General features: G+C 72.1%; 16 protein-coding genes. 9 read left to right on the plus strand and 7 right to left on the minus strand.

Annotated elements, in window-relative coordinates:
• Nucleotides 1–8 precede the first annotated feature (8 nt).
• Nucleotides 9–1,046, plus strand: a complete 1,038-nt coding sequence (locus ABD366_RS28800; protein WP_324769725.1) for an asparaginase — start codon at nt 9–11, stop codon at nt 1,044–1,046.
• Nucleotides 1,047–1,129: 83 nt separating this feature from the next.
• On the opposite strand, the gene ABD366_RS28805 is transcribed toward ABD366_RS28800, so the two are convergent.
• Nucleotides 1,130–2,452: a radical SAM protein gene (locus tag ABD366_RS28805; RefSeq protein WP_324769726.1), complete on the minus strand. Its 1,323-nt coding sequence runs from the start codon at nt 2,450–2,452 to the stop codon at nt 1,130–1,132.
• A gap of 102 nt (nt 2,453–2,554) precedes the next feature.
• A complete protein-coding gene (locus ABD366_RS28810; RefSeq protein ID WP_411293726.1) occupies nt 2,555–2,728 on the minus strand; it encodes a hypothetical protein in 174 nt (57 codons plus the stop codon).
• Between the two features lie 439 nt (nt 2,729–3,167).
• On the opposite strand from ABD366_RS28810, the gene ABD366_RS28815 reads away from it, so the two are divergent.
• The 4 genes from ABD366_RS28815 (at nt 3,168) to ABD366_RS28830 (ending at nt 10,575) form a co-directional block, all read left to right on the plus strand.
• Entirely contained in the window at nt 3,168–4,415 is a 1,248-nt protein-coding gene (locus tag ABD366_RS28815) for an FAD-binding protein (RefSeq protein ID WP_324769727.1), read from the plus strand.
• Nucleotides 4,416–4,578: 163 nt separating this feature from the next.
• Nucleotides 4,579–7,407: a glycoside hydrolase family 2 TIM barrel-domain containing protein gene (locus ABD366_RS28820; RefSeq protein ID WP_324769729.1), complete on the plus strand. Its 2,829-nt coding sequence runs from the start codon at nt 4,579–4,581 to the stop codon at nt 7,405–7,407.
• A gap of 44 nt (nt 7,408–7,451) precedes the next feature.
• Entirely contained in the window at nt 7,452–8,441 is a 990-nt protein-coding gene (locus tag ABD366_RS28825) for an aminoglycoside phosphotransferase family protein (RefSeq protein ID WP_324769730.1), read from the plus strand.
• 85 nt (nt 8,442–8,526) lie between these two features.
• Entirely contained in the window at nt 8,527–10,575 is a 2,049-nt protein-coding gene (locus ABD366_RS28830; RefSeq protein ID WP_324769731.1) for an NAD(+) synthase, read from the plus strand.
• Nucleotides 10,576–10,596: 21 nt separating this feature from the next.
• Here ABD366_RS28830 and ABD366_RS28835 read toward each other — a convergent pair whose 3' ends face one another.
• Complete coding sequence (locus ABD366_RS28835; protein ID WP_324769732.1) at nt 10,597–11,577, minus strand: GlxA family transcriptional regulator; 981 nt, start codon at nt 11,575–11,577, stop codon at nt 10,597–10,599.
• Between the two features lie 69 nt (nt 11,578–11,646).
• Between ABD366_RS28835 and ABD366_RS28840 the strand changes: the two genes are divergently transcribed.
• The gene (locus ABD366_RS28840) at nt 11,647–12,597 is read left to right on the plus strand and encodes an NADP-dependent oxidoreductase (RefSeq protein ID WP_324769733.1); all 951 of its coding nucleotides are present in this window, start codon (nt 11,647–11,649) and stop codon (nt 12,595–12,597) included.
• A 124-nt stretch (nt 12,598–12,721) separates the two neighbouring features.
• Nucleotides 12,722–13,591 carry an SAM-dependent methyltransferase gene (locus tag ABD366_RS28845; RefSeq protein ID WP_324769734.1) on the plus strand — a complete coding sequence of 290 codons (870 nt, stop codon included), beginning with the start codon at nt 12,722–12,724 and terminating at the stop codon, nt 13,589–13,591.
• Nucleotides 13,592–13,630: 39 nt separating this feature from the next.
• Here ABD366_RS28845 and ABD366_RS28850 read toward each other — a convergent pair whose 3' ends face one another.
• Complete coding sequence (locus tag ABD366_RS28850; RefSeq protein WP_324769736.1) at nt 13,631–15,049, minus strand: RICIN domain-containing protein; 1,419 nt, start codon at nt 15,047–15,049, stop codon at nt 13,631–13,633.
• A 153-nt stretch (nt 15,050–15,202) separates the two neighbouring features.
• On the opposite strand from ABD366_RS28850, the gene mmuM reads away from it, so the two are divergent.
• Entirely contained in the window at nt 15,203–16,102 is a 900-nt protein-coding gene (gene mmuM / locus ABD366_RS28855; protein ID WP_324769737.1) for a homocysteine S-methyltransferase, read from the plus strand.
• Nucleotides 16,103–16,111: 9 nt separating this feature from the next.
• Here the strand turns inward: mmuM and ABD366_RS28860 are convergent, their stop codons facing one another.
• A complete protein-coding gene (locus ABD366_RS28860) occupies nt 16,112–16,240 on the minus strand; it encodes a hypothetical protein (RefSeq protein WP_324769738.1) in 129 nt (42 codons plus the stop codon).
• 97 nt (nt 16,241–16,337) lie between these two features.
• Here ABD366_RS28860 and ABD366_RS28865 point away from each other — a divergent pair, with 97 nt between their 5' ends.
• Nucleotides 16,338–16,706 carry a VOC family protein gene (locus ABD366_RS28865; RefSeq protein WP_324769739.1) on the plus strand — a complete coding sequence of 123 codons (369 nt, stop codon included), beginning with the start codon at nt 16,338–16,340 and terminating at the stop codon, nt 16,704–16,706.
• Nucleotides 16,707–16,733: 27 nt separating this feature from the next.
• On the opposite strand, the gene ABD366_RS28870 is transcribed toward ABD366_RS28865, so the two are convergent.
• Complete coding sequence (locus ABD366_RS28870) at nt 16,734–17,429, minus strand: helix-turn-helix transcriptional regulator (RefSeq protein ID WP_324769740.1); 696 nt, start codon at nt 17,427–17,429, stop codon at nt 16,734–16,736.
• A 35-nt stretch (nt 17,430–17,464) separates the two neighbouring features.
• Entirely contained in the window at nt 17,465–18,619 is a 1,155-nt protein-coding gene (locus ABD366_RS28875) for a YihY/virulence factor BrkB family protein (protein WP_324769741.1), read from the minus strand.
• Nucleotides 18,620–18,705: the final 86 nt, after the last annotated feature.

Below are 18,705 nucleotides of genomic sequence, written 5' to 3' on the forward strand. Positions count from 1 at the left end.
AGCCCCCCATGGAACGCATCCGCGCGCCCAAGCGCATCACCCTCATCAGCACCGGCGGCACCATCGCCAGCCGCTGGCAGGGCACCGGCTACGCCGCCGACGCCGGCGGGGACACGGTCCTGGCCAGCGCCGCCGTGCCGGACGGGGTGGCGGTCGAGGTCGTCGACCTGTTCAACGTGAACAGCTCGCGGATGACCAGCGAGCGTCAGCTCACCCTGCTGCGCACCGTGCGCGAGGTCCTCGCGGACCCGGCGGTGGACGGCATCGTCGTCACGCACGGCACGGACACCCTTGAGGAGTCCGCGTTCCTGCTGGACCTGCACCACGACGATCCGCGCCCGGTGGTGTTCACGGGCGCCCAGAAGCCGCTCGGCGCCGCCGACGGCGACGGCCCGGGCAATATGTACGACGCGCTCCAAGTCGCCGCCTCCGTAAGTGACTTGGGTGTTCTGGTCGTCTTCGACGGGCGGGTGCACGCCGCTCGCGGCACCGTGAAGACGCAGACCCTCGCCGCGAACGCGTTCGCCGATCCGTCGGCCGGGCCGCTCGGCCGCCTGGGCTTCGGCCGGGTGGACATCCGCAGCGCCCCGCAGCGCCCGGCCCCGCTGCCGGTACCGGCGGACGGGGCCCTGATACCGCGCGTCGACGTCGTCATGCACCACAGCGACGCCGACCCGGCGCTCTTCGAGGCCGCGCTCGCCGCGGGCGCGCAGGGCATCGTGCTCGTCGCCACCGGCGCGGGCAACGCGACCCCGGAGTTCGTCGACGCGGTCTCGGCCGCCGTCCGCCGGGGTGTCCTGGTCGCCGTCAGCACCCGGGTCCAGGCGGGGCCCCTCGCCGAGATCTACACGGGTGGCGGCGCCGTCGACCTCGTAGCCGCCGGAGCGGTGCTCTCGGGCACCCTGCGCGCGGGCCAGACCCGGATCGCCGTACTGGCCGCGCTCCTGTCGGACGCCGCGCCCGCCGCCCGCCCCGACCTGCTGCGCCGGCTGATCGCCGCGCCGCTCCCCCAGGACGACGCGGCCGACGCCGACAAGGCGGCCTGAGACACACCCACAGGCCCCGCAGGCCCACAGGCCCCGCAGGCCCACAGGCCCCGTAGGCCCGCGGGCCCCGTAAGCAGGGTCTCTCAGACCTCCACGGCCTCTTGGTTCGGCGCGAGGCTGTCCATGAAGGAGCTGACCGAGAAGACGGCGCGGCCCGCACCGGACGGGCCGTAGCCGGGCGGGGACGACAGACCGAACTCGTCCATCGTCGACCGGTACGCGTCGAGCAGCCGGATGTGGTACTCCAGCGGGGCGCCGTTCGGGTTCTCCTTGCCGAGCGGCGTCGTCGGCTCGGGGCACCACGTGGTGAAGCGCGGCGTGATGCCGTTCGACATGAAGAAGCGCAGGCCCTCGGTGGTGGAGGCGATGGCCTCGTCGACCGTCTTGAAGCCGAACGGCTCGGCCATCTCGACGCCCGCCACGAAGTTCGGGATCACGTTGCGCGCGCCGAACACGTCACGCGAGTCGAGGATGCGCTTGTGCCACTCGTCGCGGCCGACGTAGCGCTCCTTGCCGGGGCAGTACATCTTGAACAGGTACTCGTCCCACACCTCGTAATTGGGGTGGTAGATCTGCACGCCGTAGTCCTTGAACCGCTGGACGTCGTCCTTGGGCAGCGCCTGGGCGACGACCTTGCCGATCCAGCGGCCGGGGAAGTACTCCTCGATGGCCTTGGCGTACCGCCCGTAGAAGTCCGCCTCGTCCAGGCCCTGGACCTTCGACGTGATCGCGCCGCCGGTCAGCGTGTACGCGGTGGACGTCTTCGCGGTGTCGTACTTGTCGATGATCTCCAGCGCCTCGAGGACCTCGTCGACGTCCTTCACGCCCGTGTACGGACGCCCGGCCGCCTTGTGCTGGCGCCAGTTGTGGTTGATGTCGCAGTACTGGCACTCCTCCTTGGCGCCGAAGTACTGGCAGACGCGGAACGCGGTCAGGTAGATCAGGTAGCCCCACTGGATCGTCGGGGCCACCTCCATGACCGACTTCCCGTTGGAGAGCTTGTGCCGGTAGTACTCCGGCATGGGGGGCACGCCGACGTCGGCGATGCGCTTGCCGTCGAGGTAGAGGCCGAGCATGCCGTCCTCGGAGGAGGCCACACGGTACGGGGACGACGGGTTCACGCGGACCGAGACGACCGTGCGCCGCAGGTCGTAGGGGCCGCCGGTGAGGACGATCTCCTCGGGCGGGCGGCGCAGCGCGGCCTCGCCCAGCTCGGGCAGGGTGCCGTGGTCGAAGGAGAAGATGAAGTACGACTTCGGCTTGACGTCACCGTCCTCGTTGTCGCTCAGAGCCGAGGGGTCGAAGGCCAGCCCGCCACGCAGCAGGTCCTCCTTGAAGACAGCCTCTTTCGGAACGTGCGGGAAGCGCTCCATCAGGTCCTCTACCAGCGCCGTACGGCTCTGCATCCCGTTTCTCCTTGCTTCCAACGACTTGCTTCCTACGACTTGCTTTCCCAGGACATGCTGCGAGGGTCCTACGCCTTTCCACGGTATGCCCCCGCTTGTCACTCAACCTTGCCGGGTCCCCGCTCGGGCCCGGACGTGCGCCGGTGCGGTGATGCCGGGCGGCAGCAGCGGGTCGGCGGTGGGGGCGCCCCAGCGGGAGGTCAGCGGGAGGGTGCCGGCCCAGCGGCCGAGCTCGGCGTCCGGGGAGCGGCCGTCGTCCGGCGGGCGTAGTCCCACTGGCCCGGGGCCGCGTGGTGGGTGAGGACGCGCGGCGCCTCGGGTGGGGGCCGGGTGTGCGTCACGCGGCTGCGCCGGGCCTCATGGTTCTTGTCCGCGGGCCCGTGGGGCTTCTCGCGCAGTTCCCCGCGCCCCTGGGGCTTGCGGCTGCGCCGCAGCCCCATAGGGGCGCCCCCTTGGGATGGCGCACGAAGTGTGCCTCTCAGGGGCGCGGGCAACGGCGCGACCAGCCACGACGGTGCCGCACCCGCAAACGCTTACAAGGGCGCGGGGAACTGCGCGACCAGCCACGACGATGCCGCGCCCGCAAACGATCCCCCGCCCCTACGGCGCACAGGTCACCCCCACCAGGCCGCAACCGCAGAGGTACCCGCACGCACCCCGCGCCGTGATCCAATCGAAAAAGACGTCGCACCCGCATCACCAGAGAGGCCGCCCCGTGTCGGAAGCCGTGTTCAATTGGGCCCGTAACATCACCTTCTCCGCCTCCGAGCTGCACCGCCCGGCCTCCCTGGAGGAGCTGCGCGCGCTGGTCGCCAAGAGCGCGCACATACGGGTCCTCGGCAGCGGCCACTCCTTCAACCGGATCGCAGACGTGGACGCGGACCGCGAGGGCGTCCTCGTATCGCTGGCGGGGCTGCCGGGCGGCATCGAGGTCGACGCCGCGGCGCGGACCGTACGGGTCGGCGGCGGCGTCCGCTACGCCGAGCTGGCGGCCGAGCTGCACGCGAAGGGCCTCGCGCTGCCCAACATGGCGTCCCTTCCGCACATCTCCGTAGCCGGATCCGTGGCGACCGGCACCCACGGCTCGGGCGTCGGCAACCGGTCCCTGGCGGAGGCCGTGCGCGCCGTGGAGATCCTCACCGGCGACGGGGAGACGGTCACGCTCGCGCGCGGCGACGCCGGGTTCGAAGGCGCCGTCGTCTCGCTCGGGGCCCTCGGGATCGTGCTGTCGCTGACCCTCGACGTGGAGCCCACCTTCGAGGTGGCCCAGCATGTGTTCGGTGAACTGCCCTTCCAGGGCCTCGACTTCACGGCCGTCTCCTCGGCGGCGTACAGCGTGAGCATGTTCACCAAGTGGCGCGGGCCGCACTTCGACCAGGTGTGGGTGAAGCAGCGGATGCCCGAGCCCGTCCGCTTCCCGTGGGCCGAGCCCGCCACGGAAGCACAGCACCCGGTGCCCGGGATGCCCGCCGTCCACTGCACGGAGCAGTTCGGTGTGCCCGGCCCCTGGCACGAGCGGCTGCCGCACTTCCGCGCCGCGTTCACGCCCAGCAGCGGGGAGGAGCTGCAGTCGGAGTACCTGCTGCCGCGCGAGCACGCCGTGGCGGCGCTGCACGCGCTGGACGCGGCGCGCGAGCACATCTCGCCGGTGCTCCAGGTGTGCGAGGTACGTACAGTGGCCGCCGACACGCAGTGGCTGAGCCCCGCGTACGGCCGGGACACGGTCGCCTTCCACTTCACGTGGGTGGCGGACACGCCCCGCGTGCTGCCCGTGGTGTCGCTCGTCGAGGACCGGTTGAGGGACTTCGCACCGCGCCCGCACTGGGGAAAGGTCTTCACGGCCGCGCCGGAGCGGGTCGCCGAGCGCTATCCGCACGCCGCCGACTTCGCCGCGCTCGTCCGGCGCCTCGACCCGCGGGGCACGTTCGGCAACGCGTTCGTTCGCGCACTGCTGCCCCGCTGAAGCACGCGCGGCAGGGCCCCGGGGGCAGGACTTTCGTGGCTCGTCTTGGACGCGCCACGAGGACTTCCGCGCCAGTTGTTGGACTTTCGTCACCCTTTGTGGCCGCGCCCGGGGTCGCTGGGTAACGCTTCCCACAGACCCCGTCCCCGCCGCTAGGAGACCCATGTCCTTCTCGTACGTCGAGGATGTCCTGCCCGGCCACGGAGCGCTGCCGCCGCGTGCCTGGTACGCCGGCTCGTCCGCCGCGTCCCTTTCCCTGAACGGCGACTGGCGGTTCCGGCTGTCGCCGACGGCCGACGCGCACGACGAGTCCTTCGCCGCGCAGGGGTACGACGCCGGGGCCTGGTCCGAGGTGGCGGTGCCGGGCCACTGGGTGTTGCAGGGGCACGGCGCGCCGATCTACACGAACCACCTCTACCCCTTCCCGGTCGACCCGCCGCACGTGCCGACCGAGAACCCGACCGGCGACCATCTGAGGACGTTCGACCTGCCGGACGGCTGGCCGGCGGAGGGCGGCGCCACGCTGCGGTTCGACGGTGTGGAGTCCTGTGCGCGGGTGTGGCTGAACGGCACCGACCTCGGCGAGTTCAAGGGCAGCCGCCTGCCGCACGAGTTCACGGTCGGGCATCTGCTGAAGCCGGCGGGGAACGTGCTCGCCGTCCGGGTCCACCAGTGGTCGGCGGGCTCGTACCTGGAGGACCAGGACCAGTGGTGGCTGCCGGGCATCTTCCGTGACGTGACGCTGCTGCACAGGCCGGCCGACTGCGCCCTCGACTTCTTCGTGCACGCCTCGTACGACCACACGGCCGGTACGGGCGCACTCCGCGTGGACAGCGACGCCGACGGCCGGATCACCGTGCCGGAGCTGGGAGTCGACGCGGCGACGGGTGAGACGGTCACCGTCCCCGTCGAACCCTGGACGGCGGAGACGCCGCGCCTCTACACGGGCACCCTGGACACCGGCGGCGAGCGCGTCCCGCTGCGCGTCGGGTTCCGTACGGTGGAGCTCTCGGACGGCCTGATCAAGGTGAACGGCACGCCCGTCCTCTTCAAGGGTGTCAACCGGCACGAGTGGCATCCGGAGCACGGCCGCGCCCTCGACCCCGCCACCATGCGCCGCGACGTCGAGCTGATGAAGCGGCACCACATCAACGCCGTCCGCACCTCGCACTATCCGCCGCACCCGGCCTTCCTGGACCTGTGCGACGAGTACGGGCTGTGGGTGATCGACGAGTGCGATCTGGAGACGCACGGCTTCGTCGAACAGGGCTGGCGCGACAACCCCGTCGACGACGACCGCTGGACCCCGGCCCTGCTCGACCGTGCCGCGCGCATGGTGGAGCGCGACAAGAACCACCCGTCGGTGGTGCTGTGGTCGCTGGGCAACGAGGCGGGCACCGGCCGCGGCCTCACCGCGATGGCCGAGTGGATCCGGGGCCGCGACCCCGAGCGCCTCGTCCACTACGAGGGCGACCTCGACTGCCGTGACACGGACGTCTACTCGCGGATGTACGCGGACCACGCCGAGGTCGAGCGGATCGGCCGGGGCCTGGACGGCGGCCCGGCCCGGCGCCGCGCGCTCCCCTTCATCCTGTGCGAGTACGCGCACGCGATGGGCAACGGGCCCGGCGGACTCGCCGACTACCAGCGGCTGTTCGAGACCCACGACCGGCTCCAGGGCGCGTTCGTCTGGGAGTGGATCGACCACGGGATCGCCGACGAACGGTACGGGTACGCGTACGGCGGCGACTTCGGGGAGGAGCTGCACGACGGCAACTTCGTCTGCGACGGACTCGTCTTCCCCGACCGGACACCGTCGCCGGGCCTGACCGAGTTCAAGAAGGTGATCGAGCCGGTCCGCATCGACGTCGACGCCCCGGCGGGCACGGTGCGGATCACCAACCGTTACGACTTCCGCGACCTCTCCGGGCTGGCCTTCTCGTGGGCGTACGAGGTCGAGGGCGAGGCGGTCGAGGCGGGTTCGCTCGTCGTGCCGCCGCTCGCGCCGGGCGAGCACGCGGAGGTGAAGCTGCCGGCCACGCCTGCCGACGGGCGCGGCAAGGAGACGCAGTGGACGGTGCGGGCTATTGACGCGGACGACCACGAGGTGGCCTGGGGTCAGGCGGTCGCCGATCCAGCCACCGTGCGCACAGAAGCGTTTGGGGGTCGGCCGGTTCGCGGGCAGGGCTCGATCGCGCTCGGTCCGGCCGAGTTCGACGCGCGCACCGGCGAGCTGCGCAGGCTCGGCGGGGTCGAGGTGGTCTCGCCGCTGCTCGACGTATGGCGGGCGCCGACCGACAACGACAACGGCGCGAGCTGGCAGGGCGGCGAGCGGCTCGGTCTGCTGTGGCGCCAGTTCGGGCTGCACCGGATGCGGCACCGTCTGGTGGGTGTGGAGCCGGGTGACGACGCGCTGACCGTCCGCACCCGGGTGGCCCCGGCGGGCCGGGACATCGGGCTGCGGGCGGTTTACCGCTGGATCGCGGACGCGGACCGGCTCCGGCTGACCGTCTCTGTGCGCCCCGAGGGCGACTGGCGGCTTCCGCTGCCGCGCCTCGGGATACGGCTCGGGCTGCCCGGCGGCGCGGACGCGGTGCGCTGGTTCGGCGGCGGACCGGGTGAGGCGTACCCCGACACCCGGGCCGCGTCCCGGGTCGGCCTGTGGCACTCCGACGTGGACGCGCTGCAGACCCCGTACGTGCGGCCGCAGGAGAACGGGGCCCGGGCGGACGTCCGGTGGGCGGAGACCGGCGGCCTGCGCATCGACGGCGAACCGGACTTCTCGCTCACCGCCCGGCGTTGGACCTCGGAGCAGCTCGACGCGGCCGAGCACCTCACGGACCTGACGCCCACCGGCACGGTATGGCTGAACCTGGACCACGCCCAGCAGGGCATCGGCTCCCAGTCGTGCGGGCCGGGGGTGCTGCCGCAGTACCGTCTGACGCCGGGCCCGGCGGAATTCTCGTTCACCTTCCGGGAGTTGACCAGCTGATCGGACGGCTTGTCCGGCCGCCTGGAGCGACTGCGAGGAGCGCGATGAGCAGCACCGACACACCGTCCTGGTCCGGGAGCGGCTCCGTACGGGACCGGCTCGCCGCGGCGCTGGCCGCGGCGGGCGTCGCCTGGAGCGAGGTGGACGCGTACGAGGAGCTCGACGGCGGCACCTTCAACACCGTGTTCCGTGTGCGGAGTTCGGTCCGCGCCGGGCTCGTGGTGAAGCTGGCGCCCGGGGCGGATGTCCCGGTACTGCGGTACGAGGAGGGGATCCTGGGGACCGAGGCGTGGTTCTACGGGATGGTGCGGGACAGGGCGCCCGAGGTGCCCTGCCCTGTCGCGCCGGCACCGGCGGCCGACGGCCACCTCGTGATGTCGGAGTGCGCGGGCAGGCCCTGGCCCGACCTCGCGGACGAGTTGGACGACTCCGAACGCCGCGCATTGAGGGCCGAGTTGGGGCGCCACGTCGCCGCGCTGCACGCCCTGAAAGGCGACGGTTTCGGCTACCCGGCGCGTCCTCTGCTGAGCACCTGGCGGGACGCCTTCCTGGGCATGGTCGACGCCATCTTGCTGGATGCGGGGCGTTTCGATGTGCCGCTCCCCCGGCCCGCCGACGAGATCCGTGCACTGTTCGCCGCGCAGGGCGGGTTGCTGGACGAGGTGACCGTCCCGCGGCTCGTCCACTTCGATCTCTGGGACGGCAACATCCTCGTCGAGGAAGGCCGTATCAGCGCGCTGATCGATGCCGAACGGGCTTTCTGGGGCGATCCGTTGGCGGAGTTCGTCTCGCTCGCCCTCTTCGGCGACATCGAGCGGGACGCGGACTTCCTGGCCGGGTACCGGGAGGCGGGCGGCCCGGCGGTCATCGACGAGGGCGGACGCCGACGGCTCGCGCTGTACCAGGCGTATCTCCACCTGATCATGTGGGTGGAGGCGGTGCCGCGCCGGTTCGACGCGGGACGGATCGACTGGCTTCGGCGGCGGGTGGTGGAACCGTTGGGCGCGATGCTCGACGAGTGGGCCGGGCGATGACGTGACCTGCCGCGCCGGCCGGGTCGGGAGTGGATCATCCGGGTCCCGGCGCGCAGCGCTCCGAGGCGGTTGTCATGATGGTGGCGTGAACTTCCGGTCGATCTATGCCCAAGGTTTCGCGCGTGTGGCCGCCTGCACCGGCCAGACCGCCCTCGCCGACCCGCCCGCCAACGCCGAGGCGATCCTGCGCCAGGGACGCAGGTGCGCCGAGGAGGGGGTGGCCGTCGCGGTCTTCCCCGAGCTCGGCCTGACCGGCTACTCCATCGAGGACCTCGTGCTCCAGGACGCGGTGCTCGACGAGGTCGAGCGAGGCCTCGCCACGGTGGTCGCCGGTTCGGCGGAGCTGCTGACGGTGCTCGTCGTCGGCGCCCCGCTGCGGCACAGGGGCCGCGTCTACAACTGCGCCGTCGTCGTGCACCGCGGCCGGATCCTCGGCGTCGCCCCCAAGTCGTACCTGCCGAACTACCGGGAGTTCTACGAGCGCCGGCAGCTGGCCCCGGGTGACGACGAGCGCGGCGGCACGATCCGGGTGGGCGGCACGGACGTCCCGTTCGGCGTGGATCTGCTGTTCGCGGCCGAGGACGTGCCAGGGCTCGTCGTGCACGTGGAGATCTGCGAGGACATGTGGCTGCCGGTGCCGCCGAGCGCCGAGGCGGCTTTGGCCGGGGCGAGTGTCGTGCTCAACCTGTCGGGCAGCCCGATCACCGTGGGCCGCGCCGACGACCGCACGATGCTGTGCCGCTCGGCGTCCTCCCGTTACCTGGCCGCGTACGTCTACGCGGCGGCCGGGCTCGGTGAGTCGACGACCGATCTGTCCTGGGACGGACAGACCATGATCTTCGAGAACGGGGTGCTGCTCGCGGAGACCGAGCGGTTCCCGGACGGCGACCGGGCCGCGGTCGCCGATGTCGATCTGGACCTGCTGCGCCAGGAGCGCCAGCGCATGGGCACCTTCGACGAGAACCGCCGCACCCACGCCGCGCGCACCGGTGACTTCCGCACGGTGACGTTCCGGCTCGACCCGCCGGCCGGCTCCGACCTGGGCCTGCGCCGCCGTGTCGAGCGGTACCCGTTCGTGCCCGCCGACGCGGAGCGGCTCGCCCAGGACTGCTATGAGGCGTACAGCATCCAGGTCGCGGGGTTGCAGCAGCGTCTCGGCGCGATCGGCGACCCGAAGATCGTCATCGGGGTGTCGGGCGGCCTCGACTCCACGCACGCGCTGATCGTCGCCGCCCGGGCGATGGACCGGGCGGGCCGGCCGCGCAGCGACATCCTCGCGTTCACGATGCCGGGCTTCGCGACGGGTGATCACACCAAGAGCAACGCCCACAAGCTGATGAAGTCGCTCGGCGTCACGGCGGCCGAGCTGGACATCACGGACACGGCGCGGCTGATGCTGAAGGAGATGGACCACCCGTTCTCGGCGGGCGAGCCGCTGTACGACGTCACGTTCGAGAACGTGCAGGCGGGTCTGCGTACCGACTACCTCTTCCGGCTCGCCAACCAGCGCGGCGGCATCGTCCTCGGCACCGGTGACCTCTCCGAGCTGGCGCTCGGCTGGTGCACGTACGGCGTCGGCGACCAGATGAGTCACTACAACGTGAACTCGGGCGTGCCGAAGACGCTGATCCAGCATCTGATCCGGTGGGTCGTCAGCAGTGACCTGTTCGGCGACGAGGCCGGTGAGACGCTGACCGCGATCCTCGACACGGAGATCAGCCCCGAGCTGGTGCCGGGCGAGGAGTTGCAGTCGACCGAGTCGAAGATCGGCCCGTACGCGCTGCACGACTTCACCCTCTTCTACGTGCTGCGGTACGGGTTCCGGCCCTCGAAGATCGCGTTCATGGCCTGGCACGCGTGGCGCGACCAGGACGCCGGCGAGTGGCCGCCCGGCTTCCCCGAGTCCGACCGCGGCGCCTACGGCCTGGCGGAGATCCGGCACTGGCTGGAGTACTTCTGCAAGCGCTTCTTCGGCTTCGCGCAGTTCAAGCGGTCCGCGATGCCGAACGGCCCGAAGGTCTCCGCGGGCGGTTCGCTCTCGCCGCGCGGGGAGTGGCGCGCGCCGTCCGACGGCAACGCGCGGGCGTGGCTGGCGGACCTGGAGCGCTGGGAGTGGCCCGCCGACGCCGAGTGACCCGGACAGCTCAATGAGGCCTCAGACACCTGCGCCGAGGCTTCGGAACGTCCGCCGGTACGCCCGCGGCGACACTCCTATCGCCGCCTGGAGGTGCTGGCGCAGCGACGTGCCCGTGGCGAATCCGACCTCCGCCGCGATCCGGTCCACCGGCAGATCGGTGGACTCCAGGAGGTGCCGGGCCCGGTGCACGCGCTGCTGGATCAGCCAGCGGCCCGGGCTCGTGCCGGTCTCCTCCTGGAAGCGGCGGGCGAAGGTGCGCTGACTCATCCGGGCGTGGTCCGCCAGCTCCCGCAGGGCGAGCGGCCGGTCCAGGTGTTCCAGGGCCCAGGCGCGGGTGGCGGCCGTACCGGCGGTGCCCTCCTCGGGCATCGGCTGCTCGATGTACTGGGCCTGCCCGCCGTCGCGCCACGGCGGCACGACACAGTGGCGGGCCACCCGGTTGGCGACCGCGCTGCCGTGGTCGGAGCGCACCACGTGCAGGCACGCGTCGACGCCGGACGCGGCGCCCGCCGAGGTCAGTACGGTGCCGTCGTCGATGAACAGGACGTCCGGGTCCAGGTCGACCGCCGGGAACATCCGGCGGAACGCGTCGGCCAGGGCCCAGTGCGTCGTCGCGGGCCGCCCGTCCAGGAGACCGGCCGCGGCCAGCGTGAACGCGCCGGTGCAGATGGAGACCAGGCGGGCCCCCGGGCGGATCCGGGCCAGCGCGGCGCGCACCTCGTCGGGCAGCTCCGGCGAGATGCGCCGCAGGTCGTAGGGCGGGATCACCACCGTGTCGGCGCTCTCCAGCGCCTCGGGCCCGTGCCCGACGGTGATCGTGAAGTCGGCGTCGGTCGCCACCGTGCGCTCGTCCGTCGCCGCGCAGGTGAGCACCTCGTAGGCACCCGGCACCAGCGGGAAGACCCGGTTCGGGATGCCGAGCTCGAAGGGGTAGACGCCGTCGAGCGCGAGAGTGACGACGCGGTGGGGCCGGCCGGCCCGGGGATCGTGGAAGCCCATGGCATGATGTTATCGGTAGCTGGCAATCTTGCCATTGCCCAGGTCAGCGGGGCGGGGCAGGCTGATCGCATGACCAAGAACACGATGAACGCCCTGACCCAGGACACCCTCGGCGACCCCGGCGTCCTGTACGAGGCCGAGGTCGCCCGCCCGGAGCCGGGCATCGGCCAGATCCTCGTCGCCGTCCACGCGGCCGGGCTCAATCCGACCGACTGGAAGCACCGCGAGTCCGGCCTCTTTCTCGGCGAGCCGCCGTTCACCCTCGGCTGGGACGTGTCCGGGGTCGTCGAGGCGGTCGGCCTCGGCGTCTCCCTGTTCGTCCCCGGCGACGAGGTCTTCGGCATGCTGCCGTATCCGTACGGCGCCGGTTCGCACGCCGAGTACGTGGCAGGGCCGGCCCGCGCCTTCGTGCCCAAGCCCGCCGCCCTCGACCATGTGGAGGCGGGCGCGCTGCCGCTCGCGGCCCTGACCGCCTGGCAGGCCCTCGTCGACAACGCCCAAGTGGCGCCCGGTCAGCGGGTGTTGGTGCACTCCGCGGCCGGTGGCGTCGGGCATCTCGCGGTGCAGATCGCGAAGGCACGCGGCGCGTACGTCATCGGCACGGCCAGCGCCGCCAAGCACGACTTCGTCCGCGGTCTGGGCGCCGACGAGGTCATCGACTACCGCACGGCCGACTTCGTGGCCGAGACGCAGGACATCGACGTGGTGCTCGACTCCCTGGGCGGCGACAACTGCCTGCGCTCGCTCGAGGTGCTGAAGCCCGGCGGCATCCTGGTGTCGATCCTGCCCGAGAAGTGGGACGTGGTGCCGGGCCGGGCGCGGGAGCTGGGGGTGCGGGCCCGGTTCATGCTGGTCGAGCACGACCAGGCGGGCATGGCGGGGGTCGCGGCGCTCGCCGCGTCGGGGCAACTGCGGGCGCACGTCTCCGGTACGTACTCCCTCGCCGAGGCGGCCAAGGCCCACGCGGAGGGCGAGACGGGCCGCGTCACGGGCAAGCTGGTGTTCACCGTCCGCCCGTAGCGGCGGGGGTTCCCTCTTGCGGGCAACACGCCGACGCGGGGCGGGAGTTGAGATCACAGGTCACCGGGATACCTTGTGCCCCGCGCACCCCGCGCGGACGGCGCCGACACGACAGGGGGTCCCCGTGACCGACCGAGAGATCCGCGAGCGCATCGACACCTCGCGGCCGCATCCGGCCCGGGTCTACGACGCGCTGCTCGGCGGCAAGAACCACTACCCCGTCGACCGGGCCGCGGCCGAGGGCTCCCTGCGGCTCAACCCGCGCGGCTACCTCGACGTACGGCACAACCGGGACTTCATGCGGCGCGCGGTGCTGCACCTGACGCGGGACGTGGGCCTGCGCCAGTTCCTCGACATCGGCACGGGCCTGCCCACCCAGCCGAACGTGCACGAGATCGCGCAGTCCGTCGCGCCCACGACCCGGGTCGTCTACGTCGACCACGACCCGGTGGTCCTGGCGCACGCGCGCGCCCTGCTGGCCAGCGGCCCGCAGGGGCGCACCGCGTACCTCGACGCGGATCTGCGCGCACCCGACACGATCCTGGCGGGCGCCCGCGCCACCCTCGACCCGGACCGGCCGGTGGGGCTGGGCCTCGGGGCGATCCTGCACTTCGTGGAGGACCCGGCGGCCGGGGACATCCTGGCCGCGCTGGTCGACGCCCTGCCGTCCGGCAGCGCCGTCTTCCTCAGCCATCTCACCGCCGACCTCAACCCGGAGACGATCGTGCCGGGCCTGAAGGCGACGGGCCTGCCGTTCACGCTGCGCTCCCGCGCCGAGTTCCTGCGGTTCTTCACGGACAACGGCCTGGAGCTCGCCGACCCGGGTGTCGTGCCGGTCCACACGTGGCGACCCGACGGGACCTGGCACGAGACGCCCGTGGAGCCGGAGGACCTGGCGGACCTCGACGCCCTGGACCGGGCGGCTCTGCGCGGCATCGGTGGCGTACGGGACGAGGACATCAACATCTACGGGGCGGTCGCGCTCAAGCCCTGAGAGCCTGTCTTTGAACACGACCGCCGGGCGCGCCGAGGGTCAACCGGCGCGCTGCCACTGCTGGTTGGTCGCGCCGTTGCAGGTGTAGGTGATGACGGCGGCGGAGTTGGCGGTGGACGCCCCGTTCACGTCGAGGCACTCCCCGGTGGCGCGGGCCCTGAGGGTCGTGTAGCCGCCGGAGGTGGTGGCGCTCCACTGCTGGGTGGTGGCGCCCGAGCAGTTCTCCTGGGTCACGTTCGCGGCGTTCTCCGTCAGGCACAGCGAGCTGCCCCGCCCGACGAGCGCGTAGTAGCCGCCGCCGACGGACTTGAACCAGAACTTCTGGTTGCCGCCGCCGTTGCAGGTGTACTGCGTGACGGCGACGCCCGTGCGGAGCGACTGGTCCGGCACGTCGACGCACTTGGCGCTGTGCCGGGCGGTCAGCGTCTCGTAGGTCGCGCCGGTGGCGCCGATCGTGCCGGCGGCCGTGTCGACGGTGATCTCCGGGGTCCAGCTCATGCTCATCGTGGTGGTGCTGGGGAAGGTGAGCGGCAGCCACACGTAGCGGGAGTCGTTGACGGTGCCGCCGAAGGAGTTGCCCCAGCGGTCCCCCATATAGAGGTACGAGGTGCCCGCGCTTCCCTGGACGGGGAGGACGTACGCGGTCTGTGAGCCGTACGCCGTGGAGTCGCCGACGTTCTTCATCGCGGTCCAGGGTCCGGCAGGCGAGGTGGCGGTGGCGTACTGCTGCTGGTTGGGGCCCCAGCCGGTGGCGCCGGACGTCAGCATGAAGTAGACGCCGCCTCGCTTGAAGAGGGCCGGGGCCTCGCGGTGGCCGCCGGGCCACGGGTTGGCGACCAGGCTCGCGATGCCGGTGTAGTCGGCGGTGAGCCGGTAGAGGTGCAGGTCGTAGTTCTCGTTGGCGGCGGAGACCATGTAGCCGGTGCCGTCGGTGTCCGTGAACACGGTGATGTCGCGGGACATGTGTGTTCCGAGCGGCCGGAAGCTGCCCTGGTAGGTGTAGGTGCCGTCCACGGTGTCGGAGACGGCGACGGCGGCCCGCGCCTGGCTGTAGTCGGTGGCGCTCTCCTTGTGCATCCACATGACGTACTTGCCGGTGGCGGCGTTGTACATGACCTTGGGGCGCTCGATGTTGGCCGTGGCGAGTTCACCGGCTCCGGACTGGGTCAGGACGTGGTTCCTGAACTCCCAGTTCTTCAGGTCGGTGGAGCGGTACGCGTCGACGTAGCGGAAGGTGTTGTCGTCGCCCCGGTGTTCGCCGAACCAGTAGTAGTACGCGCCGACCTTGATGACACCTCCGCCGTGCGCGTGCACCGGGCCGCCCGAACTCGCTGTGAACTGCGTGCCGTTGGCGACGGTCTGCGGCGCCGCCTGAGCCGGCGCGGCGGTCAGGAACGCCGCGGCCAGGGCGCAGCACAGGGCCAGCAGCATCGCGTACGTACGTCTCGCGCCTCGCATGTCAGCCACTCTCCTCGGAGGGGTAGGAACCGCGCGTCGTCCGGAGTTTCGAACACTCATCGTGATGACGAACACGGAGAAGGTAGAGGGGTGGTACGAGGAGGTCAACGGGTCGGACGGGAATGGCCGTGGCCGGTCGGTTAGCGTCCTTTCATGACCCTCACCGACGCCCTGAGCCGCCGCACCCTCGTCCTCGACGGCGGGATGTCCAACCAGCTCGAGTCCGCCGGGCACGATCTGCGGGACGAGCTGTGGTCGGCGCGGCTGCTGGCCGAGGAGCCGGAGGCCGTGACCGCGGCGCACCTCGCCTACTTCGAGGCCGGTGCGGACATCGCCATCACCGCCAGCTACCAGGCGACGTTCGAGGGGTTCGGAAAGAAGGGCTTCAGCCGGGAGAGGACAGCGGAACTGCTGTCCCTGAGCGTGGAGCTGGGGCGGGAAGCGGCCCGGCGGGCGGATGCCGGGCGGCCGCTGTGGGTGGCCGCGTCGGTCGGGCCGTACGGGGCGATGCTCGCGGACGGTTCCGAGTACCGGGGGCGGTACGGGCTGAGCGTGGCGGAGCTCGAACGTTTCCACCGGCCGCGGATCGAGGCGCTGGCCGCGGCCGGGCCCGATGTCCTCGCCCTGGAGACCGTGCCGGACGCCGACGAGGCGCGGGCGCTGCTGCGGGCGGTCCGCGGGCTCGGGGTGCCGGCCTGGCTGTCGTTCAGCGCCGCCGGGGAGCGGACGCGGGCCGGACAGCCGCTGGAGGAGGCGTTCGCCCTGGCCGCCGACGCCGAGGAGGTCATCGCGGTCGGCGTCAACTGCTGCGCCCCGCAGGACGTGGAGTACGCGGTCGAGGCGGCGGCCCGCGTGACCGGCAAGCCCGTCGTGGTCTACCCGAACAGCGGCGAGGAGTGGGACGCGGCGGCCCGTGCCTGGCGGGGCCGGTCCACGTTCACCGCGGAGCAGGTCGCCGGGTGGCGGCGGGCCGGAGCCGGGATCGTCGGCGGCTGCTGCCGGGTGGGTCCGGCGGCCGTGACGGGGATCGCGGCGGCGGTACGGGAGGCCTGACCGGGGGTCTCAGACGAGCCCGGCGAGCAGCCACTTCACCAGCCACAGCCAGCGCGAGAGCACGGGTTCGTAGTCGGCTTCCAGGGTGACCGGGCTCGCCGGACCCGTGCTCCCGGCGGTCGCCGTCGCAGTGGACATGACTCCCGTGTACGACCGCGGGGTGGCGCGCACAAGGAGACGCGGACCGTCCGTTTCGTACAAGACCGGGCGGCGTACGCGTGCCTACGGTGGGGTCATGACTGACAGCACCGTCCGTATGGACGCCATCGGAATCAGCGCCACCGATCTCACCGCCTCGCTCGCGTTCTACCGTCTCCTGGGGCTCACTTTCCCCGAAGGGGCCAATCAACTCCCGCATGTGGAGGCCCGGTTGCCCGGCGGCATCCGGCTCATGTTCGACCCGGACAGCAGCGGCGCGGACCACGGCCGGGGCCGGATCGCGCTCGCCTTCCACTGCGGTGACGCGGCCGGGGTCGACGCCACGTACGCGGCACTGACGGACGCCGGGCACCATGGCGAGAGCAAGCCGTGGGACGCGGTGTGGGGGCAGCGCTACGCCGTCGTGCACGACCCGGACGGGAACCAGGTCGACCTGTTCGCGTGACGCCGCCGTCCGGCGTGGGCGAGACCCTCAGACCAGCCGGCCGAGCGTGGTTCCCGTCAACTCCCTTACGTCGCGCGCCAGATGGGCCTGGTCCGCATAGCCGGCCCGGACGGCCGTCTCCGCGAAGGGGATGCCCGCGCGGGCCAGCGCAAGGGCCCGCTGCAGCCGCAGCACCCGGGCGAGCGTCTTGGGACCGTAGCCGAACGCGGCGAGCGAACGGCGGTGCAGCAGACGGGTGTTGAGGCCTGCCGCGGCGGCCGTGTCGGTGACGGTGCGGCCCGCGTCCAGGTCCGCCACGACCTGGGCGAGCAGCGGGTCGGGTGGTTCGGCGGCGGCCGCAAGCCGGACGGCGGTCCGCTCCAGCTCCGCCACGGGGTCCTCGGCCGTGTCCAGGCGCTCGGTGAGGCGGCGGGCCTCGGCGCCCCGCCAGAGGTCGGCCAGGTCGACGCGCGAGTTGAGCAGTTCGTGTGCCGGTACGCCGAGGTAGGCGGGCGCGGCGCCGGGGGCGAAGCGGATGCCCGCGTAGCGGCGGCCCGCGCCGGCCTCGGAGGTGTAGGCGCACGAGTCGGGTCCGGCGACGAACAGCCTGCCCTCGCTCCAGATCAGGTCCATGCAGCCGTCGGGCAGCACGGGATGCGCCCCCGCGGGACCGGCGGCGGCGGTCCGCGTCCAGAGCACAGCGCCGGGCACCCTGCTCGCCCGCTCCGCGTACTCCCCGGTCACGGGCGGTACCCCTGCGGGCCGGCCCCGCACACCCGCTACTCGTCCTCGTCCTCGTGCGGCAGGTCCCCGTGCTTGCGTACGTGCGTGCGCAGGCGGGACGTCACGTCCTCCGGGGGCAGGAACTTCGACCAGCGCTCCGGGAACTCCGACGGCATGTCGGGGTCCTCGGGGTCGGGGTCCTGCGCGTCCGGCTCCGGCCGAACGGCGGCGCGGGCCATGTAGTGCGCGGCGGCCGCCGTCCGTACCCGGTCGTTGGAGGCGCGGGCCGCGGCGGTGGCGACCGACGGCCAGACCCGGTCGATCGCGGCGTTCATCGCGGCGCCGACGAGGACCGCGAACGCCGAGACACCGATCCAGAGCAGCACCGCGACGGGCGCCGCGAGGGAGCCGTAGATCGTGGGCCCCTCGATGGTGTTGGTGAGGTAGAGGCGGAGCAGGAAGCTGCCGGGGATCCACATGGCGAGGGCGACGAGCGCCCCGGGCACGTCCTCGATCCACGGTGAGCGCACGGGCACGGACACGTGGTAGAGCGTCGTCAGGAAGGCGACGGACAGGATGAGGACCACGGGCCAGTACAGGATCTGGACGAGCGTCTCCGACCAGGGGACGAGGCCGATCACCGCGTCTGGTCCCGCGATCATCAGCGGCAGCGCCACCGAGCCGACGACGAGGCCGATGAGGAAGAGCAGGAACGCGAGCAGCCGGGTCTTCACGATGCCGCGCACCCCGTCCAGGCCGTACATCACGGTCACCGTGTCGACGAACGTCGACACGGCCCGCGAGCCGGACCACAGCGAGATGAGGAACCCGATGGAGATGACGTCGGGGCGGCCGCCCTTGATCACGTCGTCGAGAATCGGTTCTGCGATCTCCTTCACGCCCTGGTCGGTCAGGACCGTGCGGGAGGCCTCCAGGATGTTGTCGCGGACGCCGGCGATCGTGTCGGCGCCGGTCCACGAGTCGACGTAGGCGAGCAGGCCGACCATGGACAGCAGCAACGGCGGGACGGACAACAGGGTGAAGAACGCCGCCTCGGCCGCGAGGCCCAGGATGCGGTACTCCATGCACGAGTTGACGGTGTCCTTGAGCAACAGCCAGGCGGTCCTGCGCTTGGAGACGTTCTCGTAGAGAACGCGGGCCCGGTGGAGACGGCCGGACGGCGGTGGGGGGGATTCACTTGCTGGCTGCACCCCCCAAAGGTATCCGCCACCGGCGGGTGTACCCATCCCCCGGGGCCCCTGCCTGCGCGTCTGTGCCCCCGGCGGCGCCGGCCGGG

Origin of the sequence: Streptomyces kunmingensis, from assembly GCF_039533535.1 — a bacterium.
Lineage (GTDB): Bacteria > Actinomycetota > Actinomycetes > Streptomycetales > Streptomycetaceae > Streptomyces > Streptomyces kunmingensis.

Coding starts and splice junctions, on each gene's coding strand:
- ABD366_RS28800 (WP_324769725.1), top strand. CDS start 9: ATGGAACGCATCCGCGCGCCCAAGCGCATCACCCTCATCAGCACCGGC.
- ABD366_RS28805 (WP_324769726.1), bottom strand. CDS start 2,452: ATGCAGAGCCGTACGGCGCTGGTAGAGGACCTGATGGAGCGCTTCCCG.
- ABD366_RS28820 (WP_324769729.1), top strand. CDS start 4,579: ATGTCCTTCTCGTACGTCGAGGATGTCCTGCCCGGCCACGGAGCGCTG.
- ABD366_RS28825 (WP_324769730.1), top strand. CDS start 7,452: ATGAGCAGCACCGACACACCGTCCTGGTCCGGGAGCGGCTCCGTACGG.
- ABD366_RS28835 (WP_324769732.1), bottom strand. CDS start 11,577: ATGGGCTTCCACGATCCCCGGGCCGGCCGGCCCCACCGCGTCGTCACT.
- ABD366_RS28840 (WP_324769733.1), top strand. CDS start 11,647: ATGACCAAGAACACGATGAACGCCCTGACCCAGGACACCCTCGGCGAC.
- ABD366_RS28850 (WP_324769736.1), bottom strand. CDS start 15,049: ATGCGAGGCGCGAGACGTACGTACGCGATGCTGCTGGCCCTGTGCTGC.
- mmuM (WP_324769737.1), top strand. CDS start 15,203: ATGACCCTCACCGACGCCCTGAGCCGCCGCACCCTCGTCCTCGACGGC.
- ABD366_RS28860 (WP_324769738.1), bottom strand. CDS start 16,240: ATGTCCACTGCGACGGCGACCGCCGGGAGCACGGGTCCGGCGAGCCCG.
- ABD366_RS28865 (WP_324769739.1), top strand. CDS start 16,338: ATGACTGACAGCACCGTCCGTATGGACGCCATCGGAATCAGCGCCACC.